Origin of the sequence: Bradyrhizobium sp. CB1717 (assembly GCF_029714325.1) — a bacterium.
In the GTDB taxonomy this organism is placed as follows: domain Bacteria; phylum Pseudomonadota; class Alphaproteobacteria; order Rhizobiales; family Xanthobacteraceae; genus Bradyrhizobium.
Genome location: NZ_CP121666.1, coordinates 6,229,951 through 6,256,224 on the forward strand (window position 1 = coordinate 6,229,951; position 26,274 = coordinate 6,256,224).

Annotated in this window: 20 protein-coding genes; 10 read left to right on the plus strand and 10 right to left on the minus strand. The window is 60.4% G+C overall.

Going from position 1 to position 26,274, the window contains the following annotated elements:
- Window positions 1-40: 40 nt before the first annotated feature.
- Window positions 41-700 (minus strand): sugar transferase, encoded by a 660-nt coding sequence (locus QA649_RS29345; protein ID WP_283020241.1) that lies wholly within the window; start codon window positions 698-700, stop codon window positions 41-43.
- A complete protein-coding gene (locus QA649_RS29350; RefSeq protein ID WP_283020242.1) occupies window positions 687-1,799 on the minus strand; it encodes a Gfo/Idh/MocA family oxidoreductase in 1,113 nt (370 codons plus the stop codon). The genes QA649_RS29345 and QA649_RS29350 overlap by 14 nt, the downstream gene beginning before the upstream one ends.
- Before the next feature lie 1,347 nt (window positions 1,800-3,146).
- On the opposite strand from QA649_RS29350, the gene QA649_RS29355 reads away from it, so the two are divergent.
- The 6 genes from QA649_RS29355 to QA649_RS29380 all read left to right on the plus strand — a co-directional run bounded on the left by QA649_RS29355 (window position 3,147) and on the right by QA649_RS29380 (window position 12,495).
- A complete protein-coding gene (locus QA649_RS29355; protein ID WP_283020243.1) occupies window positions 3,147-4,577 on the plus strand; it encodes an O-antigen ligase family protein in 1,431 nt (476 codons plus the stop codon).
- A complete protein-coding gene (locus QA649_RS29360) occupies window positions 4,574-5,704 on the plus strand; it encodes a glycosyltransferase family 4 protein (protein WP_283020244.1) in 1,131 nt (376 codons plus the stop codon). The genes QA649_RS29355 and QA649_RS29360 overlap by 4 nt, the downstream gene beginning before the upstream one ends.
- On the plus strand, window positions 5,701-7,245 hold the full coding sequence (locus QA649_RS29365; RefSeq protein WP_283020245.1) for a lipopolysaccharide biosynthesis protein: 1,545 nt from the start codon (window positions 5,701-5,703) through the stop codon (window positions 7,243-7,245). Before QA649_RS29360 ends, QA649_RS29365 begins: the two co-directional genes overlap by 4 nt.
- 329 nt (window positions 7,246-7,574) lie before the next feature.
- Window positions 7,575-8,585, plus strand: coding sequence for a methyltransferase domain-containing protein (locus QA649_RS29370; protein WP_283020246.1), 1,011 nt, complete (start codon window positions 7,575-7,577; stop codon window positions 8,583-8,585).
- 246 nt (window positions 8,586-8,831) lie between these two features.
- The gene (gene asnB / locus QA649_RS29375) at window positions 8,832-10,619 is read left to right on the plus strand and encodes an asparagine synthase (glutamine-hydrolyzing) (protein ID WP_283026128.1); all 1,788 of its coding nucleotides are present in this window, start codon (window positions 8,832-8,834) and stop codon (window positions 10,617-10,619) included.
- 493 nt (window positions 10,620-11,112) lie between these two features.
- Window positions 11,113-12,495, plus strand: a complete 1,383-nt coding sequence (locus QA649_RS29380; RefSeq protein ID WP_283020247.1) for a polysaccharide biosynthesis/export family protein — start codon at window positions 11,113-11,115, stop codon at window positions 12,493-12,495.
- A 1,006-nt stretch (window positions 12,496-13,501) separates the two neighbouring features.
- Here QA649_RS29380 and QA649_RS29390 read toward each other — a convergent pair.
- Complete coding sequence (locus QA649_RS29390) at window positions 13,502-13,876, minus strand: VanZ family protein (RefSeq protein ID WP_283026129.1); 375 nt, start codon at window positions 13,874-13,876, stop codon at window positions 13,502-13,504.
- Window positions 13,877-14,806: 930 nt separating this feature from the next.
- Here QA649_RS29390 and QA649_RS29395 point away from each other — a divergent pair.
- The 4 genes from QA649_RS29395 to QA649_RS29410 all read left to right on the plus strand — a co-directional run bounded on the left by QA649_RS29395 (window position 14,807) and on the right by QA649_RS29410 (window position 19,612).
- On the plus strand, window positions 14,807-16,954 hold the full coding sequence (locus QA649_RS29395; RefSeq protein WP_283020248.1) for a hypothetical protein: 2,148 nt from the start codon (window positions 14,807-14,809) through the stop codon (window positions 16,952-16,954).
- Window positions 16,955-16,996: 42 nt separating this feature from the next.
- Complete coding sequence (locus QA649_RS29400) at window positions 16,997-18,040, plus strand: TAXI family TRAP transporter solute-binding subunit (RefSeq protein ID WP_283020249.1); 1,044 nt, start codon at window positions 16,997-16,999, stop codon at window positions 18,038-18,040.
- Between the two features lie 653 nt (window positions 18,041-18,693).
- Window positions 18,694-19,284: a hypothetical protein gene (locus tag QA649_RS29405; RefSeq protein WP_283020250.1), complete on the plus strand. Its 591-nt coding sequence runs from the start codon at window positions 18,694-18,696 to the stop codon at window positions 19,282-19,284.
- Window positions 19,285-19,384: 100 nt separating this feature from the next.
- Complete coding sequence (locus QA649_RS29410) at window positions 19,385-19,612, plus strand: hypothetical protein (protein ID WP_283020251.1); 228 nt, start codon at window positions 19,385-19,387, stop codon at window positions 19,610-19,612.
- Between the two features lie 62 nt (window positions 19,613-19,674).
- Here the strand turns inward: QA649_RS29410 and QA649_RS29415 are convergent, their stop codons facing one another.
- From QA649_RS29415 to QA649_RS29445, 7 genes are all read right to left on the minus strand, one after another.
- A complete protein-coding gene (locus QA649_RS29415; protein ID WP_283020252.1) occupies window positions 19,675-20,106 on the minus strand; it encodes a cupin domain-containing protein in 432 nt (143 codons plus the stop codon).
- A gap of 291 nt (window positions 20,107-20,397) precedes the next feature.
- On the minus strand, window positions 20,398-21,447 hold the full coding sequence (locus QA649_RS29420; protein WP_283020253.1) for a LacI family DNA-binding transcriptional regulator: 1,050 nt from the start codon (window positions 21,445-21,447) through the stop codon (window positions 20,398-20,400).
- Window positions 21,444-22,088: a ThuA domain-containing protein gene (locus QA649_RS29425; RefSeq protein ID WP_283020254.1), complete on the minus strand. Its 645-nt coding sequence runs from the start codon at window positions 22,086-22,088 to the stop codon at window positions 21,444-21,446. Before QA649_RS29425 ends, QA649_RS29420 begins: the two co-directional genes overlap by 4 nt.
- A gap of 10 nt (window positions 22,089-22,098) precedes the next feature.
- Complete coding sequence (locus QA649_RS29430) at window positions 22,099-23,196, minus strand: Gfo/Idh/MocA family oxidoreductase (protein ID WP_283020255.1); 1,098 nt, start codon at window positions 23,194-23,196, stop codon at window positions 22,099-22,101.
- Window positions 23,197-23,218: 22 nt separating this feature from the next.
- The gene (locus QA649_RS29435) at window positions 23,219-24,067 is read right to left on the minus strand and encodes a carbohydrate ABC transporter permease (RefSeq protein WP_283020256.1); all 849 of its coding nucleotides are present in this window, start codon (window positions 24,065-24,067) and stop codon (window positions 23,219-23,221) included.
- Complete coding sequence (locus tag QA649_RS29440) at window positions 24,060-25,001, minus strand: sugar ABC transporter permease (protein WP_283020257.1); 942 nt, start codon at window positions 24,999-25,001, stop codon at window positions 24,060-24,062. Before QA649_RS29440 ends, QA649_RS29435 begins: the two co-directional genes overlap by 8 nt.
- 2 nt (window positions 25,002-25,003) lie before the next feature.
- On the minus strand, window positions 25,004-26,263 hold the full coding sequence (locus QA649_RS29445; protein WP_283020258.1) for an extracellular solute-binding protein: 1,260 nt from the start codon (window positions 26,261-26,263) through the stop codon (window positions 25,004-25,006).
- Between the last annotated feature and the right edge of the window lie 11 nt (window positions 26,264-26,274).

The following is a 26,274-nucleotide window of genomic DNA, read 5'->3' on the forward strand; positions in this document are numbered from 1 at the left end:
TGCGAACCTCACGAGAATCCGTCTTTGCTTCTTGAGAACGTCATCGGGCACCGTGCCCCCGCAGCACCACTGGAAACGTCAGGGCAATCAACTTCAGGTCGGTCCATAAGGTCCAGTTCATTGCATATTCGACGTCCATCTCGAGCATCACCTCCGGGCTGACACGACCCCGACCGCGCACCTGGCAAAGTCCGGTTATTCCGGGCTTCACAATGTGACGCGTATGGTGCCAGTCACTGAAGTATTCGAGCTCATAAGGAATCGCCGGCCGTGGACCGACGATGCTCATTTCGCCCCGCAACACGTTGAGGAATTGGGGCAGCTCGTCGAGGCTGGTTCTCCGCAGCCACCGTCCCACGCGCGTCACGCGAGGATCGTCTGTCAGCTTGTATGGGGCGGCGGGGTCGTTCGAGAGGGGTTCATTCGCCCAAGCCCGCCGGATCGCCTCGCGATGGACGTTGTCGTCGGCGTTATGGCGGAGTGTCCTAAATTTGAAGCAGGTGAACGGCTTCTCGTCTCGTCCGATCCGACGTTGGCGAAATAGCGCTGGTCCTGGACTATCGAGATGGATTGCTATCCACACCGCCGTGGAGACGAGGGCCAGCATCGGGATCGCGAGAACGCAGATCGCGACGTCGAGCGCCCGTTTGCCGAATTCCCGCGGGGTCGCCTTCCGTCGCGTGGCTTCATGCGACAGCAATTTCGGGACCTCCCGCCGGCATGTTCCGCCGCCGAAATATCCGTTGATCCTTACCGTTGCTACGGTGTTTGTGCTTGAGCCGTAGACACGCCGATGCCGCCTCGAGCGCTTCGACAACGCGCAGTGCGTGCATTGCGTCCGCGCGTGGCCGTTCCCCGGTCATGATCGCGTTGACGAAGTCGAGTATCTCGAGTTTCAGCGGTTCGCTGCTGGATATCGCGGGAATATGCACGTCGCCGTGATGATAGGCCGACTGGAAGTCGGCATAGGAGTCGCCGTCGATCCGCGGCCTGAATCGCTTCTGGTAAACGCGCACTTTCTCGGACGGCTGCACGTCGTCGAACACCAGCATCGCATCGCTTCCGACGACAGTGATCTGCCGAACCTTAACCGGGTCCAACCAGGAAACATGCACATGGGCGGTCGGGCCGCTCTTGAAGCCCATCTTGGCGTAAACAACATCCTCAACGTTGGGCAGAACGTGCGCGCACCCCCAGGCGCCGATGGTTTGAGGGACCTCTTCCAGCAAGCAGAAGATGATCGAGAGGTCGTGCGGGGCCAAGTCCCAAAGGACATTGGCGTCCTGCCGGTAGAGACCAAGATTCAGGCGCCGCGAATCAATGTAGTAGAGCTCGCCAAGAGAGCCGCTCTGGATCATCTGGCGCATAACGCCGACCGCCGGGTGGTACTCGAACGTGTGCCCGACCATTAGCACACGCTTGCGCTCTTCGGCGATCGCATTCAACTCGCGGCATTGCGCGCTCGTCATGGCCATCGGCTTCTCGACGAGCGCGTGCTTTCCGGCTTGGAGCACCGCCCGCGCCAATTCAAAGTGCGTGTGCACAGGGGTGGCGACAATGACCCCGTCTATAGAAGGATTATTCAGTACCGCGCCGATATCGCGCGAAAAGGCGACAGAAGGATATTGTGAACGGATATACTCCAATCTGTCAGGGCGAGGATCGACGGCCATCACCATCCTTGCGTCGCGTATATCGCAGCCGACACGGATGTGTTTCGAACCCCAGTAACCGCAACCGATGACCGCGAGCGACGGGCCGCGGTTCGCGGTCTGATTTTCCGCGTCCTTATTCGCCATGTTGGCTCCTGTTTGAAGGCCGTCATCGTGGTTCATTCAAGATAATCAATCCGGCCCGCGGGCTGTCGAAGAACATGGGTGATGATCTACGCTCTTTGGGAGTACTACCAGACCGAGCGCCAGGACAATGATCGGTTGAGGAAGGCGAAAAACTCCGGCGGACCGGCCAATTGCGCAATTCGCAAGCCCTATACGCGTGTTGATCCGCTCTTCGGTGGTCCGTTCACTTAACTCTCGGTCGCGCTCACCGCCAGCGTCACATCGCGGCTCCGCTCATTGTATTCCGTCTCCCTCGACGAGAGACCGGCAATCTCCGGAGCTCTGTGCCTCCATTGCGTCAGCTTGAAACGAGCAGCATTGTGTCCTGATAGCCGCGGGCGAGATGGAACGCTGGGAGCCTCGGTGAGAGGTCGCCCCGCCTGGCTCGTGGAGCCACTTTTATCCCTTCAGCATTGGTTGCTCCCAAGCTGATCACAATCCCGCGGACCTGTTGCGATTGCGTGGCCGGCGTCAGCCTCAGTAACTGCTCGGTCAATGCTGCTTCCGGACCTTTATAGCTACGCCATGGAGCCCTGCATTGATCGGCAAGGTCGTTCGGACGCCTGAGCGCTGATCATTGGTGGAACAGATCGAGACTGCAGCCGAAAAGCTCCGAACATGGAGGCGGGCTTCTGATCCTCTTCCCTTAGCTGTTTCCTCTGCACCTCGAGCAATTGAAAGGCGCCCCGCACGTTGAGAAGCTCCGCCTGCTTCAGCCGATCGGTGCAACACTCTAATCATTTAGCAGAGATGGATGCTGTGCCAGTATCTTCCGCCTGCCACCGACATGTCCCTGTTTAGCCAGGCCAAGCTCAGCGCGATCGCAAGGAGGCTAAATGAAAGGCCTCGAAAGACTTTGCTCTATCAGACCCGAGCTGAGGAGTTCGTAGAATGTGTTACGGCGATCCGTTGTCATCATCCTGCTTTCAGTCAGAATAACCGACTTGGCGCACGCACCGCTGAAGACAGGGACTGTGACCTACCTACTCTGAGGTACACAGGCGGGAGTACCCGCGCGCATACGCGGGGTACCCACCAGCATCGCTCATGATTCTTGTTGGAATATTTGGCGCAGTCGTGGGTAGATTGACCGCCATGATCGGAACGTTATGCTTGGCCTCGCTCTTAAGCCGGAGGCCGTTCGGCTTTCCGGACTGACGCTGGCGCTATTGGCTCATGTCGTCGTCAATTCGAGCGATGAGATTTTAACCGTGAGCACATACCTGCAACAGCGAGCGGATACCTGCAGGACAGTTTTGCCAAGCCGAAACCAGTCGGCATAGACCTAGGATGTCGGTAAACCAACCAATGTCAACGAATCTGACGCTCGACCATGCCTCTCAATTGAGGGGCAACATTCTAACTCTAGTACTCCTTGGCATTTCCGCGGCGCTGATCGGTGGCGTGACAGCATTTCTCGGCGCGTCTGCCTACGGTCTTCTCTATTGCAGCTTCTTGTTCGCACTGATCATCTTTGCCGACTATCGGAAAGGCGTTTGGCTGCTCGCATTGCTGTTGCCATTCGCCTCGAGCCAGCTCGTTCCACGAGAACTTTTCGAGATAACCGGATTGAACCCATTCAATATCTTGTTTGGGCTAACACTCTTATCGTTGTTCGCGGCTTCCGCATTCAGGCGAGAGGGTATTCAATTCGTCAGCTTCCCAACTACATTCTGGATTTATGTGGGCGTCATGACACTTGGCGCCTGCCTCGGTGTCGGTTCGGTGGAAAGGGCGATCGTACTTCCTAACCTTGAGCCCCTAACAAAAACCGCATATCTGCTGGACTTTGCAAAGTCGATGATAATGCTGGCCGTGGCGTGGTTGGCGGCGGTTCTTTCCCGAAACGGCAATGGACGCCCCGTAATCTGGGCTCTAGCAGCTGCTTACACTACCTTTTTCGTCGTGATTGCCAGTTACTTCGTTATCGATGGCATCAGCCTGCAGGGCCTGGCGGCTGGCGACAGAGATTTTCTAAGTTGGATCGGATTACATGCCAATGAAATCGGCCTGCTGGCCAACATTGGCTTCGCGATCCTCCTCCACGCCGCACTAGCCACCTCTGCGCCCTGGTCGCGTGCAATACTGCTGGCATGCGCCGGCGCTGCCGCAATGATGGCTGCGTTGACTTTCTCACGGGCCGCGTTCGTTGGGATTGCCATCATACTGGGCTCCTACATATGGAAACAGCGAAGCATGGGTCAGTTCTTGCTGGCGCTGTTTGCAATCGTGACGGTTGTATTGCTATTGCCCGACGCGTTCATTGAACGGGCATCGACCGGCCTGGCAACCGGAGACGAACAGGCGATAACCGCTGGTCGGCTCGACCTCTGGCTTACATTGATAGGTACTTTTTGGGAGGCACCCATTATTGGTGGAGGCCTCTATTCGACGCTGTGGGCGACCCCGAACCTCCGTGGCCTCATGCTTCCGGTCGCTCATCCGCATAATGCCTATCTGGCCGTCGCCCTTGACCTCGGAATAGTGGGTGTTGTGGTTGTGGCGGTTTTCTTCTGGTCGGTATGGCGGACGTTTCGTCATTTATCCAAGCACCACGTCGATCCGCAATGGCGCGGTGTATTTGAAGGCTGCATGGTTGGCCTGTTGTGTCTTGCAGCCGACGGATTCACGGATGGTCGATTTACTCCGACTCCCCCGCAGGCGGCCCTATGGCTATGTTACGGTCTCGCCCTCGGTCAGGCCCAATCAATGGGTTCCATCAAGAGACCGCCGCCATGAAGGTGTGTTTCGTCGGTTTCGACAACCTTCCGGTCCTTGCCCGCGAATACAACCACCATGGCAATGGCGGGGCGCAGTTACAACAGACGTTGCTCGCGAAAGCACTCGTTGCTCGTGGATACCAGGTTTCCATGATCGTCTGGGATTACGGTCAGTCAGACGCAGCAGCCTGGCATGGCGTCACAACCTACAAAGCGTATCGTCCGGATGCAGGTCTTCCGGTACTTCGTTTTGTTTATCCCCGTTTGACCGCAACGTGGGCGGCGTTGATGCGCGCCGATGCCGACGTTTACTACACGAGTACCGAGGGTGGGCTTGTCGGCTTGGTCGCGATGTTCTGCCGCCGGCATGGACGTGGCTTCATACACCGGTTAGCACACGACAACGATGCCGATCCTAAACCTAAACGACTGAGCATCCTCCATACGCGAGACAAACAACTGTACAAATATGGATTGAGACAGGCTCATACTATCCTTTGCCAGCACGCGGGCCAGCAACGCGCGCTCATGCAAAATTTCGGGGTGACGAGCGTGGTCGCCGACCCGCTGGTGGATTCCCCGGGTCGGCAGCTGGATCGTGAGAAGCACGACTTGGAAATTCTTTGGGTCAGCAACCTGCTTCCCTTCAAGCGACCCGAACTCGCCATCGAGTTGGCGCGTCACATGCCTTCCCGGCATATTCACATGGTCGGTGGTCCACAACCGGGCTTTTCAGATCTGTACAGCAAGATCGAGTCTGCCGCGAAGAGACAGCCGAACCTGACGTTTTGCGGTCGCGTGCCTTATCACGACGTAGGTGACCTCTATGACCGCGCCAAGATCTTCGTCAATACCTCCGACACGGAGGGTTTTCCGAATTCCTTTCTTCAGTCCTGGAGTCGCGGCGTTCCTGTAATATCTTTTTTTGATCCTGGTGGACTTATCAGTCGCGAAGGCCTGGGCGTCTCGCTCCGGTCCATCGATGAGATGGCTTGCGCTGCTGAGCACTTGATTGCCGATGAAACAGAATGGCGAAAGGTGTCCGTGCGATGCAGGAACTATATGGACCGGGTGCATGGCGATCACGTGGTGCTGAAGCCCTACGTCGCAGCCATCGAGGAAGCGGCTCGCCGAAGGAACAAATGACGCGCGCCGAGCAAACCGCTCCACTTCGCAGGAAGTACGAAAGCCTCCTGGGGCGGGCCGCATACAGGAGGCGCGCGCGCGGCATGGGATCGGGTATTCGCCGGAAGGCAGGATTTCTCGCGGCTGCAGGGTTGCTCGAATATGCCATGCAGTTGGCGGTGCCTGTCATCCTGGTCCGCCACCTGACCAAGCAGGAGTTCGGGGACTACCGCCTGATGTGGCTGCTCGCCCAAGCGGGGTTGATCCTCTTTCCCCTGTTCCTGCCGCAGTCCCTGTTCTATTTCCTGCCGCGCGCCGCTCCAGGAACCCGCCGAAAGCTCGTGGGCAATACGTTCGCAACTCTCTTCGCTATTGGGGCGCTCTCGAATCTGTTGCTTTTAGGGCTGATGCCCGTCTTGCCGAGTTCGATTGGAGGCCTCCAGCCTTACTCGCCCCTCGTTCAGATCTTCGTTGGCATCTGGATATTGGCGTCGATTCTTGATGTCTTGCCGACGGCGGACGGAAAAGCGCAATGGGGGGCCTGCGTAACGATCGGGTTTGCGATAGTCAGGACAGCGGCATTGGGAGGTGCAGCAGTCGCATCTGGCGATGTCGGATGGATTCTGGTGGTGATGTGCGGCCTGGCCATGCTGAAGGTCGGCCTTGCCGTGTTCTATGCCCTCTTTGCCGCGCAGGAACGGGGTCTCGGATTCGACGGCCAGTTGGCCCGCGCGCAATTGAAGTACTCGCTGCCCTTTGCGATGGCCGATGGCTTTTTCGCCTTGCGTGGGCAGGCCAGTCAATGGGTCGTGGCAGCGAACTTTTCGAGCTCGGCCTTTGCACTCATCTCGATTGCATCGACGGCCATGCTCCTCGGAACCTTGACCCGCCAGCCTCTAGGTAACGCGCTTCTGCCTAACTTCAGTTCCTTGGTGGGCGACGGCAACGTTGATGGCGCCCGCAAGCTGGTGTCGAAAGCGTATCTGCTGCTGGCATGCACGCTGCCGCCACTCTTCGGGTTGCTGATCGCGACCGCGGACGACCTTGTGGAACTGATCTATACACGCGAGTATCTCGGGGCAGCGCCGCTCATGCAGATTTATTCCTTGGGACAGATCGCAACTGTTTTCGGGGCCGGCCAGCTTCTTTGGGCGTTAGGATTGGGCCGGCAGGCCGCCACGATTAGCGCGATCTCGCTTTTGCTGTCAGTTGCCTTGAGCATCCTTGGTCTCCAGTCGTTCGGCCTCGCCGGTGCGGTTGCAGGAAGCATCACCGGTCTAGTTCTTTGGGAGTGGTGGGCGTTGATCAAGGTCGCCAAGGCGCTCAGAACCAGTATCGCCAAATTGATACCGATGGATCAGACCTGGAAAGTCGCCTTCGTGGTTGCCCTCGGTGTACTGGTCGCTCACATCGTCTCCTCCGAGCTAGACGCATCCGTTTTTTTGCGACTCGTGGCGAAGTCTTCGGCGTTTATGACGACCGTGCTGCTTGGGTTCGTGCTCACGAAGGTCCATCACTCAGTGCTACCTCTCCTTTTCGGCGCGAGCGAAGAGCGCGTTTAGTCCCTGTGAAATTCATGGGCAGTCGGAGGACTGTATGGAAGAACGACGACTGCGTGCAACAGCCGAACGAGCGATGACGATTCGCACTGGGCCGCGCGGTCAGTTCATGCCCTGGCAAAGAGTGCCTGGACCGCAAGGTTCATTCGTCGAGCGACCCACTCAATCCTTGTTCCGCATCCGCGGCTTTCAATCGTGGCATTGGGCAAATGCTTCTCCTTGGGGGTACGACGCATGCACGTTTGCCCCCTCTTCCTCTCAGGTATCGACTACGATACCGTGGATTGCCCAGTATCGCAGGACTCGTGGTTTAACATGAGGTCAAGACGACGATGCGCAAGGAGCACATTGTACACCTCTGCTGTCCGTCCTGTCGGTCTGGGCTCAGAATTGTCGACGGCAATTCCGAGGGTGCGATCACCGAAGGTGCCCTGGAGTGCGAAGGATGCGGTTCCATTTATCCAATCGTCCGTTCGGTTCCGCGCTTCGTACCAGAGGAGAATTACACTGCTAGCTTCGGACTTGAATGGACGGAGCATGCACGTACGCAATACGACACGACAAGCGGACGTGCTCTGTCCAAGCAGAGGTTCTTCGAAGAGACGCGCTGGCCCTACAATCTACAGGGTCAGATTCTGATCGAGCCGGGCAGCGGATCGGGACGGTTCACTGAGATAGCAGCTTCAACCGGAGCGATGCTCCTTTCACTCGATATGAGTGTGGCCGTGGATGCAAACTTCGCAACCAACGGCCACAGCGAAAACGTGCTGATCGTCCAGGGCGACATCACGCAGATGCCATTCCCGTACGAGTACGCCAACCATCTCTTCTGCTTCGGCGTCCTGCAACATACGCCCGATCCGAGGCAAGCTTTCTTGTCGCTCCCTCGCCATCTGAGACCAGGTGGCCGTCTCGTCGCGGACGTATATCAGAAGAAATTTACGAACTACGTGCTTGGGACTAAGTACTGGGTAAGGCCGCTGACGCGCAGGATACCGCCAGAGCGGCTGTACCGGCTCGTGCGTCGCTACGTCGATCTCATGTGGCCCACCGCCCGCGTTGTTCGCACGATCCCGCGCATCGGCCCGACCCTCAATTGGCGGCTACTCGTCGCGGACTACAGTCGCGAGCTCGGTAAAGAAGGCGCAATCGATGATGCCGTGCTGAAGGATTGGGCATACCTCGACACGTTCGACATGCTGTCACCTCAGTTCGATCAACCTCAAACACTCGGCGCGGTGCGACGCTGGTGTAAAGAGGCAGGCCTCAACGATGTTGAAGTGGTCGTCGGTTACAATGGCATCGAAATTCACGCGACAACCTCCCAGTTAGGACGAAGCTAGTATCCAATTGCGCCCACGCGCACACAAATAAACCACGACTGCGCCGAACACCGGCTGGAACGAGGTGGCGACGAGTATGGGCCATCCATCACCAGTGAACCCCAAGCCGAATGTGAGAAGCGCTTCTCCTCTGATCCTGCAGCAACTAGAGTCTCTTTCGTTTTTGAACAGCCCGGGGCAAGCATGTGCGGAATTGCCGGTATAGTCGAGGCCGAGAAGCCGGTTGGCTTTCAATTGGTGCAAAGCATGTGCGATGCACTCGCACACCGAGGTCCGGACGACGCTGGCACCTGGCTCAGTCCTGATCGGCGGGTCGGCTTAGGTCATCGGCGCTTAGCCATAATCGATCTCAGTCCTCTCGGGCATCAGCCAATGAGCTCGGACGATGGCCAGATAACGATTGTCTTTAATGGTGAGATTTACAATTTTCAGGAAGTTCGAGCCGAACTTCAGGCGCGCGGCAATAGCTTTCGCAGCACAAGCGATACCGAGGTCGTGATCGCCGCGTATCGAACGTGGGGCCCCGCGTGTCTCGATCGTTTGGTCGGAATGTTCGCGCTCGCGATCTGGGACGGCGCCAAACGACGCCTGTTCGTTACTCGCGATCGGGCCGGCGAAAAGCCTTTATTCTATTTGCACAAGAATGGCCGGTTCGCTTTCGCGTCCGAACTGAAAGCTATTCTCGTTGATCCGAACATCCCACGGAACATCAATCGCGAGGCGCTCGACGATTACTTGGCGTATGGTTACGTTTCCGGGTCACTTTGCATCTTCGACGGATTCGCAAAACTACCGCCGGGGCATTGGCTGACTTACGAACCCGATCTGGATCGACTGCGGATCAGCAGATATTGGGACCTACCGATACGTGCCACCAACACCGCGCAGAGCGATTTGCAAGAGCTCACGAGCGATCTCGAAGTCCTGCTGACGCAGAGCGTGCGCTGTCAGCTCATCGCTGATGTGCCGATTGGCATCATGCTGAGCGGTGGTCTTGATTCGAGCCTCGTGGCTGCCGCGGCCGTCAGGAGTTCGGGGCGAGCTGTTCGCACTTTCAACGTCGCCTTTCCAGGCTATCCGCGCTTCGACGAGTCGCGCCACGCGCGTCGGGTCTCTGATTATCTCGGTTCAAACCATACTGAACTCGTCGCTGAGCCGGGCTCGGGCGAGCTCCTGCCTTCACTCATCCGTCAATATGACGAGCCTATCGCCGACAACTCGGTGCTTCCCACCTATCTGGTGAGTCGCGCAATTCGAAAGGAATGCGCTGTCGCCCTGGGAGGCGATGGCGGCGATGAACTCTTCGGTGGCTACATTCATCATCCTTGGCTTCTGAAGATCGCGCAACTACGGAAGTTTGGTCTGCATCGGCTCGGATTGGAGGCATTCGCCGCAAAATCGATACCGTTGGGAATAGAAGGACGCAACGCGATCATGGGGCTACTCAGCTGCAATGAGCCACAAACAGCGCTGACGCGACTACTTGATCCGATTACGAGGTCGCGACTGACCGGCCGGCCGATGTCGGCTACCCCGGAACTTCGCCGCGCTGGATTGGAAACAGTCTGCGGTGGCATAGATGCGATTTGTGCCGCCGAGTTTCGCAGCTACTTACCAGATGACATTCTCGTCAAAGTCGATCGGGCCAGCATGCTCACATCCCTGGAGGTGCGCGCGCCGCTCTTGGATCATCGAATCGTCGAGTTTGCTTTTGGGCGATTGCCCGGAAGATTCAAAGTCGAGAACGATCGAAGAAAGATCATTTTGCGTGCTCTTGCACAGCGCTGGCTACCTCCCGACTTTGATAGTCACCGAAAGCAGGGTTTCTCGATCCCTCTGCATGAATGGTTCCAGGGGCCTTGGAGGCCGCTCGTGGACGATCTCATCGCGACCGGTTCGCCACTTTTTGAAAAGCGATTTTTGGCGCGCCTCGTGTCAAGACTTCGGTCGACAGAGCGCGGAAGTCGCCGCTTATTTCAGCTCATGATGATCGAGATGTGGCGCCGCGAGTATCGTGCTTCCGTACCAGGGTGAAGCGCTCGTCCGCGATGGCCGTACTGTTCTTCAACGATCGTCATCTGCGCGCCCATAGTCCGCACCGGCTACGAGCAGGAACTCGGCACCTGCCGCCAATAGTAATAGAGCGGCCAATCTGCCCCTTCCAACGGCCTGCGATCGCCGTGCCGCCATCGACCGGATCTGCCGGAAGCTTGGCGGAGGCCGGCAAAACGGGCAATAAGTGGGTAACTACGATGGTCGATTGAGCCGCCACCGCGCGGGATTAGATTCGGGCAGCGATGGAAGCGCCCGTCCCAATGGGTTCGATGGGCATGATAGAGAACCGATCAATCGAACTGAGCGGAAGAAGGCGCCGAGTGGTTCGGACTCAATGAGAGAACGGAACGTAATTTTGCGGATCGCCTGTCGGGACGGCTACTCGGACCGTTGTTCACGTGCTGCCTTCCGCGAACAAATTTGAAAGACTTTCACCTCGGTGACCACGTTCATTCGTACAGGGAATGACGCCATGCCGAACTCCAGACTGCGCAACAGCTTCCTTGTCGACGTCCCTGGCAGCGACCTGGGACGTTGCATCAAATGGGCCTTGGTGGCTGTTGGCCTGACAATTTCCGCCACTCAAGCAAAGGCGGAATATCTGGTAAACGTCGGAGATGTGCTGGAGGTTGCGGTGGCGGGCGTGCCGGAGCTGCGGCATCGTGCTCCCGTGCAAATGGACGGGAATGTTTCGTTGCCACTGGTCGGAACGCTTCCAGTGGCCGGCCTGCCCTTGCCCCAGATCCGAGCCAAAATCGGGGCTGCACTTGCGCGCAAGGTATTTCGACAGAGGACGTCCGATGGACGTGAGACGGTCGTCGTGATCGACGCAGACGAGGTCACGACGATCATCGCCGAATACAAGCCCATATACGTAAATGGGGATGTATCGAAGCCGGGTGAGTACCCTTATCGTCCGTCTATCACCGCACGCCAAGCCGTCGCGGTCGCGGGCGGCTACGACATCATGCATATGAGAATGAACAACCCGTATCTTGAGTCAGCAGACCTGAGAAGCGAGTATGGTTCGCTTTGGACGGAGCTGGCCAAAGAACAAGCGCGTATGTGGCGCATCAAGACCGAACTTGGAGAGGGAGCCCAGATCACTCCAGGCGCTCTGATGGACGCGCCCTTAGCTCGATCGGCGATTTCGGAGATCGTTAATGCAGAAACGGAGTATCTGAAGACCAAGCAGAGTGATTATCAGCAGGAAAAGACGTACCTTCAGCGCGGCATTCGACAGGGAGACGACGAGGTCCGCGTGCTGTCAGAGCAGCAGAAGAAGGATGAAGAGGGACTTCAGGGAGATCTTGAAGAACTGCAGAAGGTGACCGAGCTCTTCGGCAAGGGTTCCTTGATCAGCCCTCGCGTTACGGATGCACGTCGCGCAGTGCTGCTGTCATCAACCCGGAAGCTGCAAACCTCTGCGCAACTGCTGCAAGTCAAGAAGCAGCAGGACGAGTTCGTCAGGAAGCTGGCAAAGCTAGATGACCAGCGGAGGATCGACCTGCTCCGCGAGCTGCAAGATACCAGCGTGAAGCTCAATCAAATTCGCGAGAAGCTGCAGAGCGTCGGCGAGAAGCTTCAATACACTGCGATGGTTCGATCACAACTCGTGCGAGGCGCCGGAAACCACCCGGAGATTGCCATCGTCCGGAAGGGCGACAAGGGGCCGGAACGGATCATCGCAAGCGAAGATACCGAGCTGCAACCGGGTGACGCCGTGGAGGTCAGCCTCCAATACCAGGATGGTCCTGCCGTCCCTCCCCGAAGGGTAGGCAGTTCAGATATTCCATCAGGGACAGGCCGGACCGATGCGACCGCAGGCGATTCGGTGCGCGTGGGGCAGAGATGACAAGACGATTGGCGGATCGCCAATCTGCGCTACTTCAATCCGGTTGGCGCGCACGAAAGGGGGCTCGTCGGAAAACACCCGCCGGGCGTTCCTCTTGGCACGAGCAACGGCAGCAGCGTTCTGGACGTCGTTCGCACATTCGAGTCAGCGAGCGGGCGTTCAGTCCCCTATGAAATCAGGGAGCGTCGGGCCGGTGACGTCGCCGTCTGCTTTTGCAGACCCGCCCCTTGCGCTCGAGGCATTGGGTTGGAAATCGACCCGGTCGTTGCAGCAAATGTGTACGGACCATTGGCGTTGGCAGCCGCAAAACCCCGACGGCTACAATGGTAGCGAGCTTCCGAAAGTACAGGAGCGGTCCGGGCATTTCCGCCGTCACGGCTGAGTGTGTGCCCAGGGGTGTTCCGAACGGGCGCCGAAGGCTCCGACCGAATGAGCGTGTTCGAGCTACGGCGATAGGCATACCGCTCATCAGAGGTAGCTCGTAATGACCCAAAATCTCCAAGCCGCAGAGCAAGGCTACAGGTAAGATGCTCTCGCGTGGGGATTTCCGATGCCACACTATCGTGCATTCGTTCTGGACGCTGACGGCCAATTGGGGGGCGTGGTCAACCTTCACTGCCCAGATGACGCGTCCGCGACCGAGCGGGCTGGGCGGTTGGCGGACGGCCACGAGGTTCAACTCTGGCGGCTCGTTGCCGAGCTCAAATTTGGCGATCCGCGGCACCGACCCAAGCGGCGCCGCGGCTCCCGCGCACCAATGCACTGAGCTCGATTGAGCGTTGCGCGTTTGCCTCGCGGTCAGCTCCGTTGACAATCTGCATACGGTTCAACTGTGAACCCCTCACCGGCTCGCGCATCAGCGACGCCCTGCCAACGGTAGACGCCGCTAAAACCGCCTGACCGTGGCCGTGGCTGACGTGCGCGACTCGCCGCGTTTGAGAGAAGGTGCCGATCCGCCCGGCATGTGGCACGCAAGCTGCCTTCCGCGAGGCCGATGAGCCCCCCGTTAAGGACGTTCGCGCGTCAATGGGTCGGGATCTCCGCCAAATTGCGCCATCATCCGGTCGGCAGCTGCGCACAACGCGAAGCCGACGCAGGCCGAGAGCGCGTCGACGATAAAATCCCCAAACCTAGCGTGTCGTCCCGGCACCCATAGTTGCATGATCTCGAGCAGGCCGATCAACGCAACGGCGACCACTGAAGCACTCCAGCGGCGCTGCGGATAGGCAAACCCGAAGACGATCCCGACCAGAAGGAAGGCGAGCGCGTGATCGGCGTGCTGTCCGAAAACAGGGTGAGGCCGAACGTTCTGAGGTCCGAGCGTTACGAAAGTGACAGCGGCCGCGAGCAGCCACGCAACGAACCGAAGAAGAGCGCTAATAATCACCCGAGCGCCTCGATTGGCAGCCCCAGCCGGGGTTTCTGAGACTAGACTTCAAGAACATGCTCCCTCCACTCAGCGACAACGGCAACGTCAATAATCGCACCCTTCAGCAAGTATTCTTCGTACGCCGCGCCGAGGCCGCGAACCTTCAACGATCCAGTCGGCGGCAGGCGCCCGGCTCGAGCCAGATCGACCTGCCAGTTTCCACGCTGAGCTTGCGGGACTGCAGCAGGATGTGTTCGTGCGCAATTGCATCATGTAGCGGCGCTGGCTTCTGAGCGGTGGGACACTAGGTCGATCGTTACCACCTGCTCCTGACATATGAGTGCAGCATTCCTGATGTGCGTGAACGAAAGGAGAGTACTCCAAAAGGATCGGACACTGAGCCAAAATCCGGGCCTTCTGCAACGGCTCGGCGATGCGGGCTTGCGCGCTTTGCTCCGGATCGGCACAGGCCGATTAGGTGCGAAATATCATTGGACGTTCGACATACAATTTCAAATAGCGGTGGTACAGGCTGATCCGCACAGGGAGTACCCATCCATGGCAGTTGTTAGGCGCTGCTTCTTGGAAACAATAGCTCTGCTTTCCTCGGGATTGCAATGCAATGGCGGTCCAGGAAGGCGCTACTCGCAGGCGCGGGATTGGACGCCCCAGGCTCGAGCCCGCTGAGGCCATCGCATGGTTCACGGCGTGGATGATCGGGCTAATCCGTAGCCTAACCCCAAAGTGGTGGGAGGGTCCTCCATGCGAGCTATATGATTCGCATAAAGATGGAGCGCATAATGAGGCATCTGAAAGCATCTGAAGGATATCAGATCGCCAGGCGACAGGTACTTGCAGATGGCTCGCACGGTCATGCTCAGCGGCGAAGTGAAGATCTCCCTCGCGCGGGGTCGATGCGCCCCCCGGTGGATAGCAGCGGTCATGGTCGCTATGACATGGGCGTCGGAAACGGAGGCTTCCCAGGATCGGGCACGGCACCTCTCAGACGCGCAACTGGCAACGACTGCCCACAATCTGGATTCTGACGAGTTCAAGAAGTTGCTGCCGAGCCCGGGTGGCGGCGACAAATCGATACAGGTTGCACAAGCGACGACTACTAGCGACACAGGGGCCCTGCAGCAGCCCCCTAAACAGCAACGCGACTGGCCAGAGTCCCTCTCATGCGAACTTGCCCTCGCAAGGCGCGACATCGCGTTGCTGCAACGCCTGGAGCAGGAGCACGATCGGGCCGATTGGCTGGCGCAGGGTCTTGACGCTGCGCGGCGCGAGATCGAAACCCAAAAGGCGCTAGCGGCGAAGGCCATCGAGGACACTTCCCGACTGAAGGAAGCTTCCCGACTAAATCAAGCGGGCGAGAGTGGCGCGGCTGAGCTGCAAACATCGCTGCAGCACGAGCGCGAGCGGTCGGCGCGGCTGGAGCAGGATCTGGCAGCCGCGCGGCGCGATGTCGAAACCCAGACTGCGCTGGCGGCGAAAGCAGGCGAGGAAACGTCCCGGCTGAAGCAGGCGGGCGAAAGCGTTGCCGCGGAGCTGCAGACATCGCTCCAGGAGGAGCGCGAGCGGTCGGCGCGGCTGGAGCAGGATCTGGCAGCCGCGCGGCACGATGTCGAAACCCAGACTGCGCTGGCGGCGAAAGCAGGCGAGGAAACGTCCCGGCTGAAGCAGGCGGGCGAAAGCGTTGCCGCGGAGCTGCAGACATCGCTCCAGGAGGAGCGCGAGCGGTCGGCGCGGCTGGAGCAGGATCTGGCAGCCGCGCGGCACGATGCCGAAACCCAGTCTGCGCTGGCGGCAAGGGCAAACGAGGAACTTTCGCAGCGAAGTCGGGCGGCGGAGGCCAGTGCCTTGAGGCAATCGATGCAGAAAGAGCGCCCCGGGCCCGACAGCCTTGAGCAAGATCTCTCCCTGACAAGAACCGCTATTTCTGCATACCAGGTACAAACGGCACCGGTGGCGAAAGCCGACGAAAACGCCTCCCTGCGGAAAGTGGCAGGAGAAAGCAGCGCAGCAGAGTTGCAAAACTCCCTGAAACAGGAGCGGGATCGGATCGGCCAGCTCGAGCAGGCGCTTGCGGGTGCGCGACGAGACATTGATGCGCAGACGGCGCTGGCGGCAAATGCCAGCGAGGAAGTCGCCAAGCTGACGCAAGCAGCCAAGGCTGGCGCCGCGGAGCAGAGACGGTCAATGCAGAAGGAGCGCGAGAGAGCCGATGCGCTGGCGGAGGATCTCTCGATCGCCCGCAGCAAGATCTACGCATACGAAGCTCAAGCGGCCAAAGCCAGCGAGGAAGCGGCACAGCTCAAACAGACGGCAGCGAGCGATACGGCCTCGTTGGAGCAAGCGCAGAAGCGGGAGCGCGAGCGGGCTGAACAGCTGGCCCGGGACTTTGCGAAAGCAAGCCGCGAGCTCGACGCGCAGACCGAACGGGCGTCCAAGGCGAGCGAGGACGTGGCACGGATCAAGCAGACCGGAGAGCGCGAATCGGCCGAGCTGCGGAGCCTGTTGCAGCGTCAGCGCGAGCGCGCCGAGCAATTGGAAAGGGATCTAGCGTTGGCGCGTCGGGATAGCGGCGCGCTTGCGGCGAAAACTCTCTCCGCTGCGCCTCCGCCGGCTACCACCGGCAAGGCCGCGCGCGAGGAGCCGCCGTCGGCGCCGACCCGGCCAATCCAAAACCGGCCTACGCAAGATGGACTCGTCCACGACAAGCCCATCCAACAGAAATCGATCGGAGACAGACCAGTCCAAGACAAGGCCATACCGGCGCGCAGCAAGGGCGATGCTGACGTCCAGCCTAACAACAGCGCGCAGGCGGAGAAATTGGTCGCGCGCGCGAGCGCACTACTTGAACAGGGAGACATCGGCTCGGCGCGGATCGTACTGGAGCGCGCCGCTGAGATGGGCAGCGCGAAAGCGAGCTTCGCGCTCGCGGAAACCTACGATCCGCTGATCCTGCCGAATTTCGGAACGTACGGAACGCAAGGGGATTCCACTAAAGCGCGAGATCTTTATGCGCGAGCCGAAGCCGGGGGCATCAAGGAAGCAAAAGCGCGATACGAAGCGTTGCGCCGATAGAAACCCCGAACACGGATGCAGCGTGCGTAAAGGAGTTCGTCGATGGAAGGGTTCATAGAATTCCGCCGGTTGGCCTTGCTTGCGGCGTTCGCATCATCGCTCATGGCCGTTCAGCCCTGGGCGGATGCGCGGCCGTTGAATTCGCAGTCCCACAATGCGCGGCCGGTTCGCCCCGCGCCTTCGCAGCCACGACCTGAAGTGCTCTCCATGAACGCCTGGACTGTTGGACTGGCCGGAGGCCTGCTCGAGGGCGCACCGATACGGCTGGCGGCGGAGATCGCGCGTGTGGTCGACGACGGGGATAACCTACACGTTCTGCCGGTCGTCACTCGCGGAGCCACTGAAAACGTTAATTCCCTGCTCTATTTACGCGGCATCGATGCGGCAATCATCAATTCCGACGCGCTCGAGGAATACAAGAGCCAGGTGCCGGACATCCAGCGACGAATTGCATATGTCCTGAATCTGTTCCCGTCCGAGCTGCATATCTTCGTTCGACCGGAGATCCAGAGCTTGAGCGATCTTTCCGGCAAGAAGGTCAACTTCAACACGCAAGGCACCGCTGCGGCCTATTCGGGCCCGCTGATCTTCAGCCGCCTCAAGCTCGAGGTGGAAAAGACGTTCATCCCGCACCAGATCGCGCTCGAGCAGATGCGCAAGGGCGAGATTGCAGCGGTTGTCTTCATTACATCGAAGCCGGTGGATGCCTTCGTGCGGGGCCGCTGGGAGCCGGGTTACAAGTTCCTGTCCCTCCCCTATGACGGCAGGTTCGAGGACTACTATCTCCCCGCCTCCCTCGGCGAAGCCGACTATCCCAATCTGATCAAGCCGGGCGAACGGGTTTCGACGATCGCCGTGCCGACCGCACTGGTCGCCTTCAATTGGCCGATCAAGTCAAACCGCTCCGAGCGCGTCTCACGTTTCATCGACCACCTGTTCTCCCGGATCGACAGGCTGCAGGCGACCGGCTTCGACCCGAAATGGAAATCCATCAATCTTGCTGCAACAGTTCCGGGTCTCACCCGCGTCCCTGCGGCGCAGGCGTGGCTGGATCGTCAGCACCGCGCAACACAAGCATCACAATGAACCGGGCCGCGACCCTGCTTCTCTTGGCGCTCGCGGCTACAGGCGGCGTAGCGTCGGCGCAGGATTCGATGAAGCAACTGCGCTCCTGCCTTCAGAGGCAACACGCCGAGCGCCTCGAATGTCTGGACAAACTGACTCGCACCGTGGCGCCTCAGCATCGTCAATCCCCCGAAGACGACTGGGTCGTTAGCCAGACGACCTCGCCGATAGACTACTCTCCGATCGCGACTGCCACGACATCCTCACGCAGCGGAGCCGGCGAGTCCGCGATGCAATTGTCGATTCGCTGCCGCAGCGGGCGGACCGAATTGGTGCTCACGGGACCAGGCATCTCCCGTGGGGGCGGTGACGATGCAATTTTTTACCGCATCAATGATAACCCGGCGATGCAAATCGGGGCGGCCGTCCCGGCCTTCGGGCCCGGCGTTGCGTTTACGGGGGAAGTTGTTCGCTTGGTGCAGTCGCTTCCAGATAGCGGGGACCTCATTGTCCTGTTCTCGCGACGGGGCGGCGCTGCCCATGACGGATCGTTCTCCCTCGCTGGGTTGGACGAAGCGCGTGCGAAGATAGCAGCGGCATGCAAATGGCCGCGCGCGCTCGCGACACCGAGTCATTGATGACATGCAAAACGATTTTCTCGATGGAGGCGGATAATGATGACGTTCCAAAATACTGCCAAGGTGTTCGCGATGGCGGCGGTTACAGTTCTGGCTTCTGCATCGTTTGCGGCCGCGGAGCAAGGCGGAAGATACTGGACGCCGGCAGACGGGCAACAAGTCCAGCATAGGGCGCACGCGAGACAACACGTGGCGAAGCCGGCAAAGCGAAAGCAGGACGCGTTCGCCCATATGAAGAATTCGGCGGCGCCGAAGGAAAGAGAGCATCATTTGATCCTGCAGGTAAATACCAATGACGCCCCGGCGATGAATCTCGCGCTCAACAACGCGATGAACGTGGCGCAATACTACAAGGACGCCGGCGAGAAGGTGAAGATCGAGGTCGTCACATTTGGGCCCGGGCTACACATGCTGCGTGACGACACTTCGCCGGTAAGAGCGCGCATCGAGGAAATGGCCCTGAGCACGCCTGAGATTTCGTTCAAGGCCTGCGGCAACACCCAGGAGAAAATGAAGAAGGCCGAGAACAAGGACATACCGATTGTGCGTCAGGCGGAGATCGTGAAATCGGGCGTCGTGCGCGTGATGGAATTGCAGGAGATGGGTTGGACCTACGTCAAGCCGTGACAAGTAGCGGCAGTGACGTTGGCCGCCATCGCGGCGTCTGAGAACATTTCATCTGAAATTCGCGGGGGCGAGCATTGTCTCATTCGCTGCTGAGAAAGCCATGCCGGAATCAGCCTGCACCAATCTCGGGTTTCCCCCGGGCTCACGCGTTCAGGTCAAACCTGAAGCTGGTGCTCGCTTGGCTGGAAAAACCGGACGCGTCATTGGCGGCGGATTTTATCCGAGAAGCCTCCGTCTGGTTCTGGACGGATCGAAGGTTCCGATCACTCTGCACGTAAACTATGTGGCGACGATCGACGACGACATCGACCGGGTGAAATCGGATTGAAGGATGGGGCGCGGTCGGAACGCAATCGACTCCCGTTCCGGGAGCGTTCCAATTCGCTGCCGTCAAGTAGGTCGCGACGCCGCAGGCTGGCCGGGCATCAGTGACTTGAGCTTGCTGGCGGTACGGATGACAAGGCCTAGCGGAGTCCGCCGGCAGAAGGCGACCTTCTTCACGCGATCTACGACGTGCCACTTGGCATGCGCACCGGTGCGGAACAAGATCACGTCTCCGGCGCCATAACGCGTCGGCGCTGCACCATCGACCTCGAGCATGATTGATCCTTCGAGGATCACGACGGTCTCGTCGAAATGGTAATGCCAGTTGAACTTGCCTTCGGTGCAGGACCAAATCATCGTCCACCAAGTCTTGAACGCGCTCTTCGACAGAAGGTGCGAACGAGCTTCCGGGCGACCTTCAATGATCCACGACGGCTCGATGGGTGACGGCGTGAGTTCAAACGTCTCGCAATATGCCGCTTCAACAAGTCCGCGCATCTGCATCACTCGCATTGTTTGATGTATATTTGGCTCCTTCTCAACATATTCAGGCCTCAATTGAAGCCCGTGAAGATGTCGCCTTGTCGCACTCCCCGCTTCGTCGCGCACCATTACGGGGTACCTCGGCCCGGTAGGTTCGCGGACGGTGTTTTGCGCTGCTTCTGAGCGATCGACAGCTCCGCAACTTTCCCGAGTAGTGCTGGCAAACTGCGTGCTTCAACACCGCGCAGCGCGCGCTTCCACCGCTATCTCAAAATGGGGCTTGCCGGCTGATATGCTGCCCTCTTTTTACGGCAGATTGTCGCGCAGAAAAATGTCGATGCGGATGCGCTCCTGGTCCGGGCTGATGGGTTCGCCCGAGCAATGCGCGAGCAGGACGCGCGCCGCGGAGCGCGCTTCGTGGCCGGGATCCTGATTGATGATCGCATCGAGCGTGCCGCGGACCAGGAAGCGCCGCGTGTGCTGGGTCAGTTCATGGGTGATCCAGACCACCGCGCGGGCGCGGCCCGAGGCCTCGAGCGCATCGGCGATGCCGCGGTTCCCGGCCCCGCAGCAATAGATGCCGCGGAGATCGGCATGGCGCGCGACCAGCGCGGCCGTGAGCTTCCGCGTCCGGTCACTGTCGTCGCGGCCCTCGAGGACCGGAAGCGCGCGCAGGTTCGGATACTCGCTGGAGAGGATCTGATGGAAGCCGAATTGTCGCTCGGTGTGGTCGCGCAGCGACAACGATCCCGCGATCACGGCAACCGTCCCCTCGCCGCCGGCGAGGAAACGTCCCATCAGCGTTGCCGCGGTCCGGCCCGCGGCCGGATTGTCAATTCCGACGTAATGGAGACGGCGCGCGCTCGGTGCATCCGACACAAGCGTCACGACGGCGACCCCGCGCGAAGCGAGTTCGTCGATCGCGGCGCGCACCCGGGGATGGTCGAGCGCGATGACAGCCACGCCCTGATAGGCCGGCGACAGAGTCTCCAGCGCGCCGGCGAGCACGTCCGGATCGAACACGTCGACATGGAGAATATCAATGAAGCCGCGCTGGCCGGCGAGCCACTCCGCGGTGCGCTGGACCTGCTCGGTCAGATTGGTCATGAAGCTGTTGCTGCCGGTCGGCAGCACGAAGGCGAAGCGGAAACTCTGCCCGCGCGCGAGCCGCGCCGCCGCGACGTCGGCGCGATAGCCGAGTTTCGCCACTGCAGCCTCGACTCGCGCGACCGTCTTGGCGCGCACGCCCTCGCGCCGATTGACGACGCGGTCGACGGTGGCGAGCGAAACACCGGCCGCGCGCGCGACATCCTCGAGCGTGGCGCGAACGAGCGGCTGGGCCGCGCCGGCTGTCATTCGCGCGCCGCCCACAGCATGCCGCGGGTCATCAGCGTCCGGATCTCGGGCACGTCGAGCTCGTAGGCCCGGTGGCCGAGCGAGGAGTAGAACACCCTGCCGGCGCCGTAGCGCTTCTTCCACACCACGGGCATCACCACGCCCTCAATCCAGGGCGCGTGTTCTCCGGTGAAGGTCGTCGTCGCCAACACCTCGTTGGCGGGGTCGACATGCATGTAATACTGCTCGGAACGATGCTCGAAACTCTTGAGACCCTTCATGATGGGGTCTTCCGGCTTCGTCAAGTCGACCTTGTAATCGATGATGTTACCGGGATGGGCAACCCACTGCCCGCCGCACAGGAACTGGTAGTCGACCGAATCGCGGAATGCATCGCACATCCCGCCATGATGGCCGGCGAGTCCGACCCCGCTGCGCACCGCCGCGCAGAGATTGAGCGCCTCCGCCTTCTCGATCTTCGACATGGTGTAGATCGGGATGATCAGCGACAGATCGTGGATCGCGGGATCGGCGAACGCCGCCGTCGTGGTCTCGATCCGCACCTCGAAGCCCTCGGCCTTCAACCAGCCGCGGATCATCGACGCGCAGAGATCGGGATCGTGCCCCGGCCAGCCGCCCCAAACAATCATTGCCTTGCGCATGTCTCTGTCCTCAGTCGATCTGTCCGGTTTCGCGTCCGGCCGGCAGCATCGCCGGCCGCTCGACGCGGCTCTCAATCTTGACCCGCCGCCCTTCGTCGGCGGAGGTCTGGAACGCCTCCATCACCTCCAGCACATGGAAGGCAAGCGCGCCGCTGGCGCGATGCGGCCGGTTGCCCAGGATCGCGGAGGCCATGTCGGCGACGCCGATGGAACGGAACTCGCCCTCGACGTGACCGTGCGTGAGCGGCACCGTCTCCCACTCGCCACCGGTTCTGGCCAGTTGCACCTCGCCCCCGAAGCGGTTCGGGTCCGGCACCAGCATGGTGCCCTTGTCGCCCCAGATCTCGATCGGGGCATGGCGGTGCTTGGGCACGTCAAAACTCATTCCGATTGAGACAACCGCGCCGCTTTCGAATTCGAGCATGCCTGCGACATGCGTTGAAACCTCAACCGGGATCAGCGTGCCGTTCATCGGCTGGCTGGTGACCAGGCGCTCGGTTTTCGGACGCGCCGTCGAGCCCATTACGCTCGCAACCGGGCCGAGCAGTTGCACGAGATCGGTGATGTAATAGGGACCCATGTCGAGCATCGGCCCACCGCCGCGAAGATAGTAGAAACCCGGCGCCGGATGCCAGCGTTCATGGCCGGGACAGCCGAAGAAGGCGCTGCCCGCCACGGGCGTACCGATCGCGCCGTCGTCGATCAGTTTGCGCGCGGTCTGGTGTCCGCCGCCAAGGAACGTATCGGGCGCGCAGCCGACGCGGAGGTTCTTCTGCGCGGCAAGGTCCATCACCTTGCGCGCTTCCGTGGCGTTGATGCCGAGCGGCTTCTCGGAATGGACGTGCTTGCCGGCGCTCAGCACCGCAAGGCTGACGTCGGTGTGGGCCAGCGGCACCGTGAGGTTGACGACGATCTCGACGTCGTCACGTCTCAGCAATTGATCGACCCGCATCGCCGGCAGCCCGAAGGCCGCACCCTGGCGCTCCGCGGCATCGCTGCGCATGTCGGCGAGCGCCTTGATCTCGAGGACGGGGAAGCGCTGGGCCGCCTTCAGATAGGCGGTACTGATGTTGCCGCAGCCGACGATTCCGATGCCTATCTTTCTCATTATGTTCTCCGTGAGATGCCGTTCAGCCCTTGACCGCGCCCGCGGTCAGGCCGGCGACGATGTGCTTCTGCGCCAGAAGGAAGAGAATGACCGTCGGCAGGATGGTCAGCGTGATGAAGGCGAGGATCAGGTGCCACTCGGAGGAATACTCGCCCTGATAGACCATGATGCCGAGCGGCCAGGGATACAGCGCATCGGTGTTCAGCATCACCAGCGGCAACAGATAGGCGTTCCAGCTGTTGACGAAGGTGATCGTGCCGACGGTCGCCAGGATCGGCCTCGACAAAGGCAATGTCACGTAGCGGAAGAATTTGATGTAGCTGCAGCCGTCGACCAGCGCGGCCTCCAGCAGCTCGTAAGGGATATCCTTGAAGAAGCGCCGCAGCAGCAGCACGCTCATGGCGAGGCTGAAGGCAACCTGCGGCAGCGCAACGCCGAAATAAGTATCGAGCAGACCGAGATCGCGCACCTTGATGAAGAGCGGCAGCACCGCGGTTGCGGCGGGAAACAGCAGGCCGAGCGTCAAATAACTCAGCAGCATCGAGCTGCCGTAGAACCTGACATGGGCGAAGGCGAACGCCGCCATCGAGGCCACGATCAGGGTCAATGTGACCGCGAGCGCCGAGATAATCAGCGAATTGCGCAACAGCTGCCAGTAGCGCGCGGAGAACAGGATGTCCGCATAGTTCTGCCATTCCCAGTGCTGCGGCAGGCCGAACGGATTGACGCGCAGTTCGCCGAGCGATTTGAACCCGCCGAGCACGGTCGCGAGCAGCGGCACCAGCACGAACACGGCGATGGCGGCAAGGAACAGCGCCCTGGACAATGCCGCGGGATCGAACGCCGCACGGGTGGTGCCGGTCCTACTCATCGCGCATGAACCATCGCTTGTAGGTGAAGGCAAAGGTCACGCAGATCGCGAACAGAATGACGCCTATCGCGCTGCCATAGCCGACCCGCATCCGGGAGATGCCGTTGTTGTAGAGGAAGCTCACCATCGTGTTGGAGGAATCCGCCGGCCCCCCGCGCGTCAGCGGCATGACGAGATCGAACAGCTGCAGCGAGCCGATGATGGCGAAGAACACGGAGAGCCGGATGGTCGGATAGAGCAAAGGAATGACGACGTGGCGCAGGGTCTGCGTCCGCGTCGCGCCGTCGATGCGCGCGGCCTCGACTAGGCTCTTGTCGAGGCCCTGAAGCGCAGCGATGAACAGCATCATGTGGAAGCCAAAATATTTCCAGACGATCACGATCAGCACCGCCAGCATCGCGGTGTCGGTCGAGGCGAGCAAATGGGGCGGCTCGGCGCCGAAAGTGCGCCAGATCGAGGCGACGAGGCCGTAATCGCCATCATAGACGAAGCTGAAGATTAGCCCGGTCGCGATCTCGGCCAGGATATAGGGCATGAAGAACAGCATGCGCAGCGCCACCGCGCCACGAAAGCGTTCCGCGAGCATCAAGGCGAGAGCGAGCGCAAGGGGCAGCTGGATCGCAAGCGAGACTGCGATGATCAGGCCGTTATTGCGCAAGGCGAGCCAGAAGGCGCGCGTTTCCAGCACGAAACGGTAATTGTCGAGGCCAATCCAGTTGGTCGGCCTGCCGAACCCGTTCCAGTTGAAGGCCGAGTACCACGCGGCTTCGCCGATCGGCAGCACCACGAACAGCGTGAACAACAGCAGTGCCGGCGGCAAGAACAGGATCAGGACCGTGAAGCGGCCGTCCCAGCGGGGGCCGCGGACCGCGATCGGTGAGAACGATGCCTCCGCAACGCCGATCGCCGGCGAGCTCGCGATCCGCCGGGCCACCCTCAATTGCCCTGCTTCCAGGCCGCCTCGATCGCCTTCGCAGCATCCTGCGGGCTCATGCTGCCGCCGGCGATCTCGGCAGTGACGTCGTTGACGACGCGGCCGACCGAGGGGCCAAGGCTCTGGTCGTAGAAGTTCTGGTGATAGTTCGATTTCGCGAGATTGGCCGCGATCAGCTTCATGAAGGAGTTGTTGAGACCGGCATCCGCGCCCTGCACCACCGGAATGATGAAGTTGCCCGCGGCCAGCCGCGTCTGCACGTCTTTGGAGACGAAGTACTTCAGGAAGTCGACCGCCTCCTTCGGCGAGCCCTTCGTGATCAGCCAGCCGGTGATGCCGCCAAGCGTATCCGTCGGCGCGCCCTTGCCGCCTGATACGACCGGGAAATCGAACCAGCAGATCTTGTCCTCGGAAAGGCCCGTCTTGTCGGCCGCGAGCGCGCGCTGCAGATGATAGACGGTGCTGATGGCGAGCGTCATCGCCGCCTTGCCGTCGCCGAAATAGCCGACCGCCTGCGGATTCTTGAAACCGAGGAAGCCGTTCTGGAACGGCTGGAGATCGACGAGCTGCTTGAACAGCTCGCCGGATTTCTGGAAGGTCTCGCCGGCGAAGCCGCCATTCTCGCCGCGCAGCGCCGCGTCGAACGCCGGCTTGCCGCCGATGCGCACCGCAAGATGCGTCCAGTAGAAATGCAGCGGCCATTTGTCGGCGCCGCCGACCACGATCGGCGTCACGCCGGCGGCCTTGAGTGTCTTCACAGCCGTGAGCAGATCATCCCAGCTCTTGATAGCGCCGGGATCGACCTTCGCTTTCGCCATCAGCTCCTTGTTGCAGAGGAAACCGACCTGCGACAGCGCGGTCGGCAGACCGTAGACGCGACCGCTGCTGGTGAAGGCGGCGAGCGCGGCCGGCGTGAGGCTGTCGCTGTAACCCTTGACCTGATCGGTGATGTCGTCGAGGACGCCGGCTTCGATCTGCGTCTTCAACACACCGCCGGCCCAGCTGTAGATGATGTTCGGCCGATCCTTGGATTGCAGGATGGTCGGCAGCTTGGCCTTGTAGGCCTCGTTCTCGAGGAACTGCATCTCGACCTTGACGCCCGAATGCGACGCCTCGTAGCTGCGCGCGACCTCCTCCCAGATCTTCACCTGGGCCGGATTGGCCTCGATGTGGAGCCATTTCACGGTTGTGTCGGCTGCGGCCAGATTGGCCCCAAGCAGGCATGCGGCAGCGGCGAGTCCCAGCTTCCCGAGCAGCCTCATCACATTCCTCC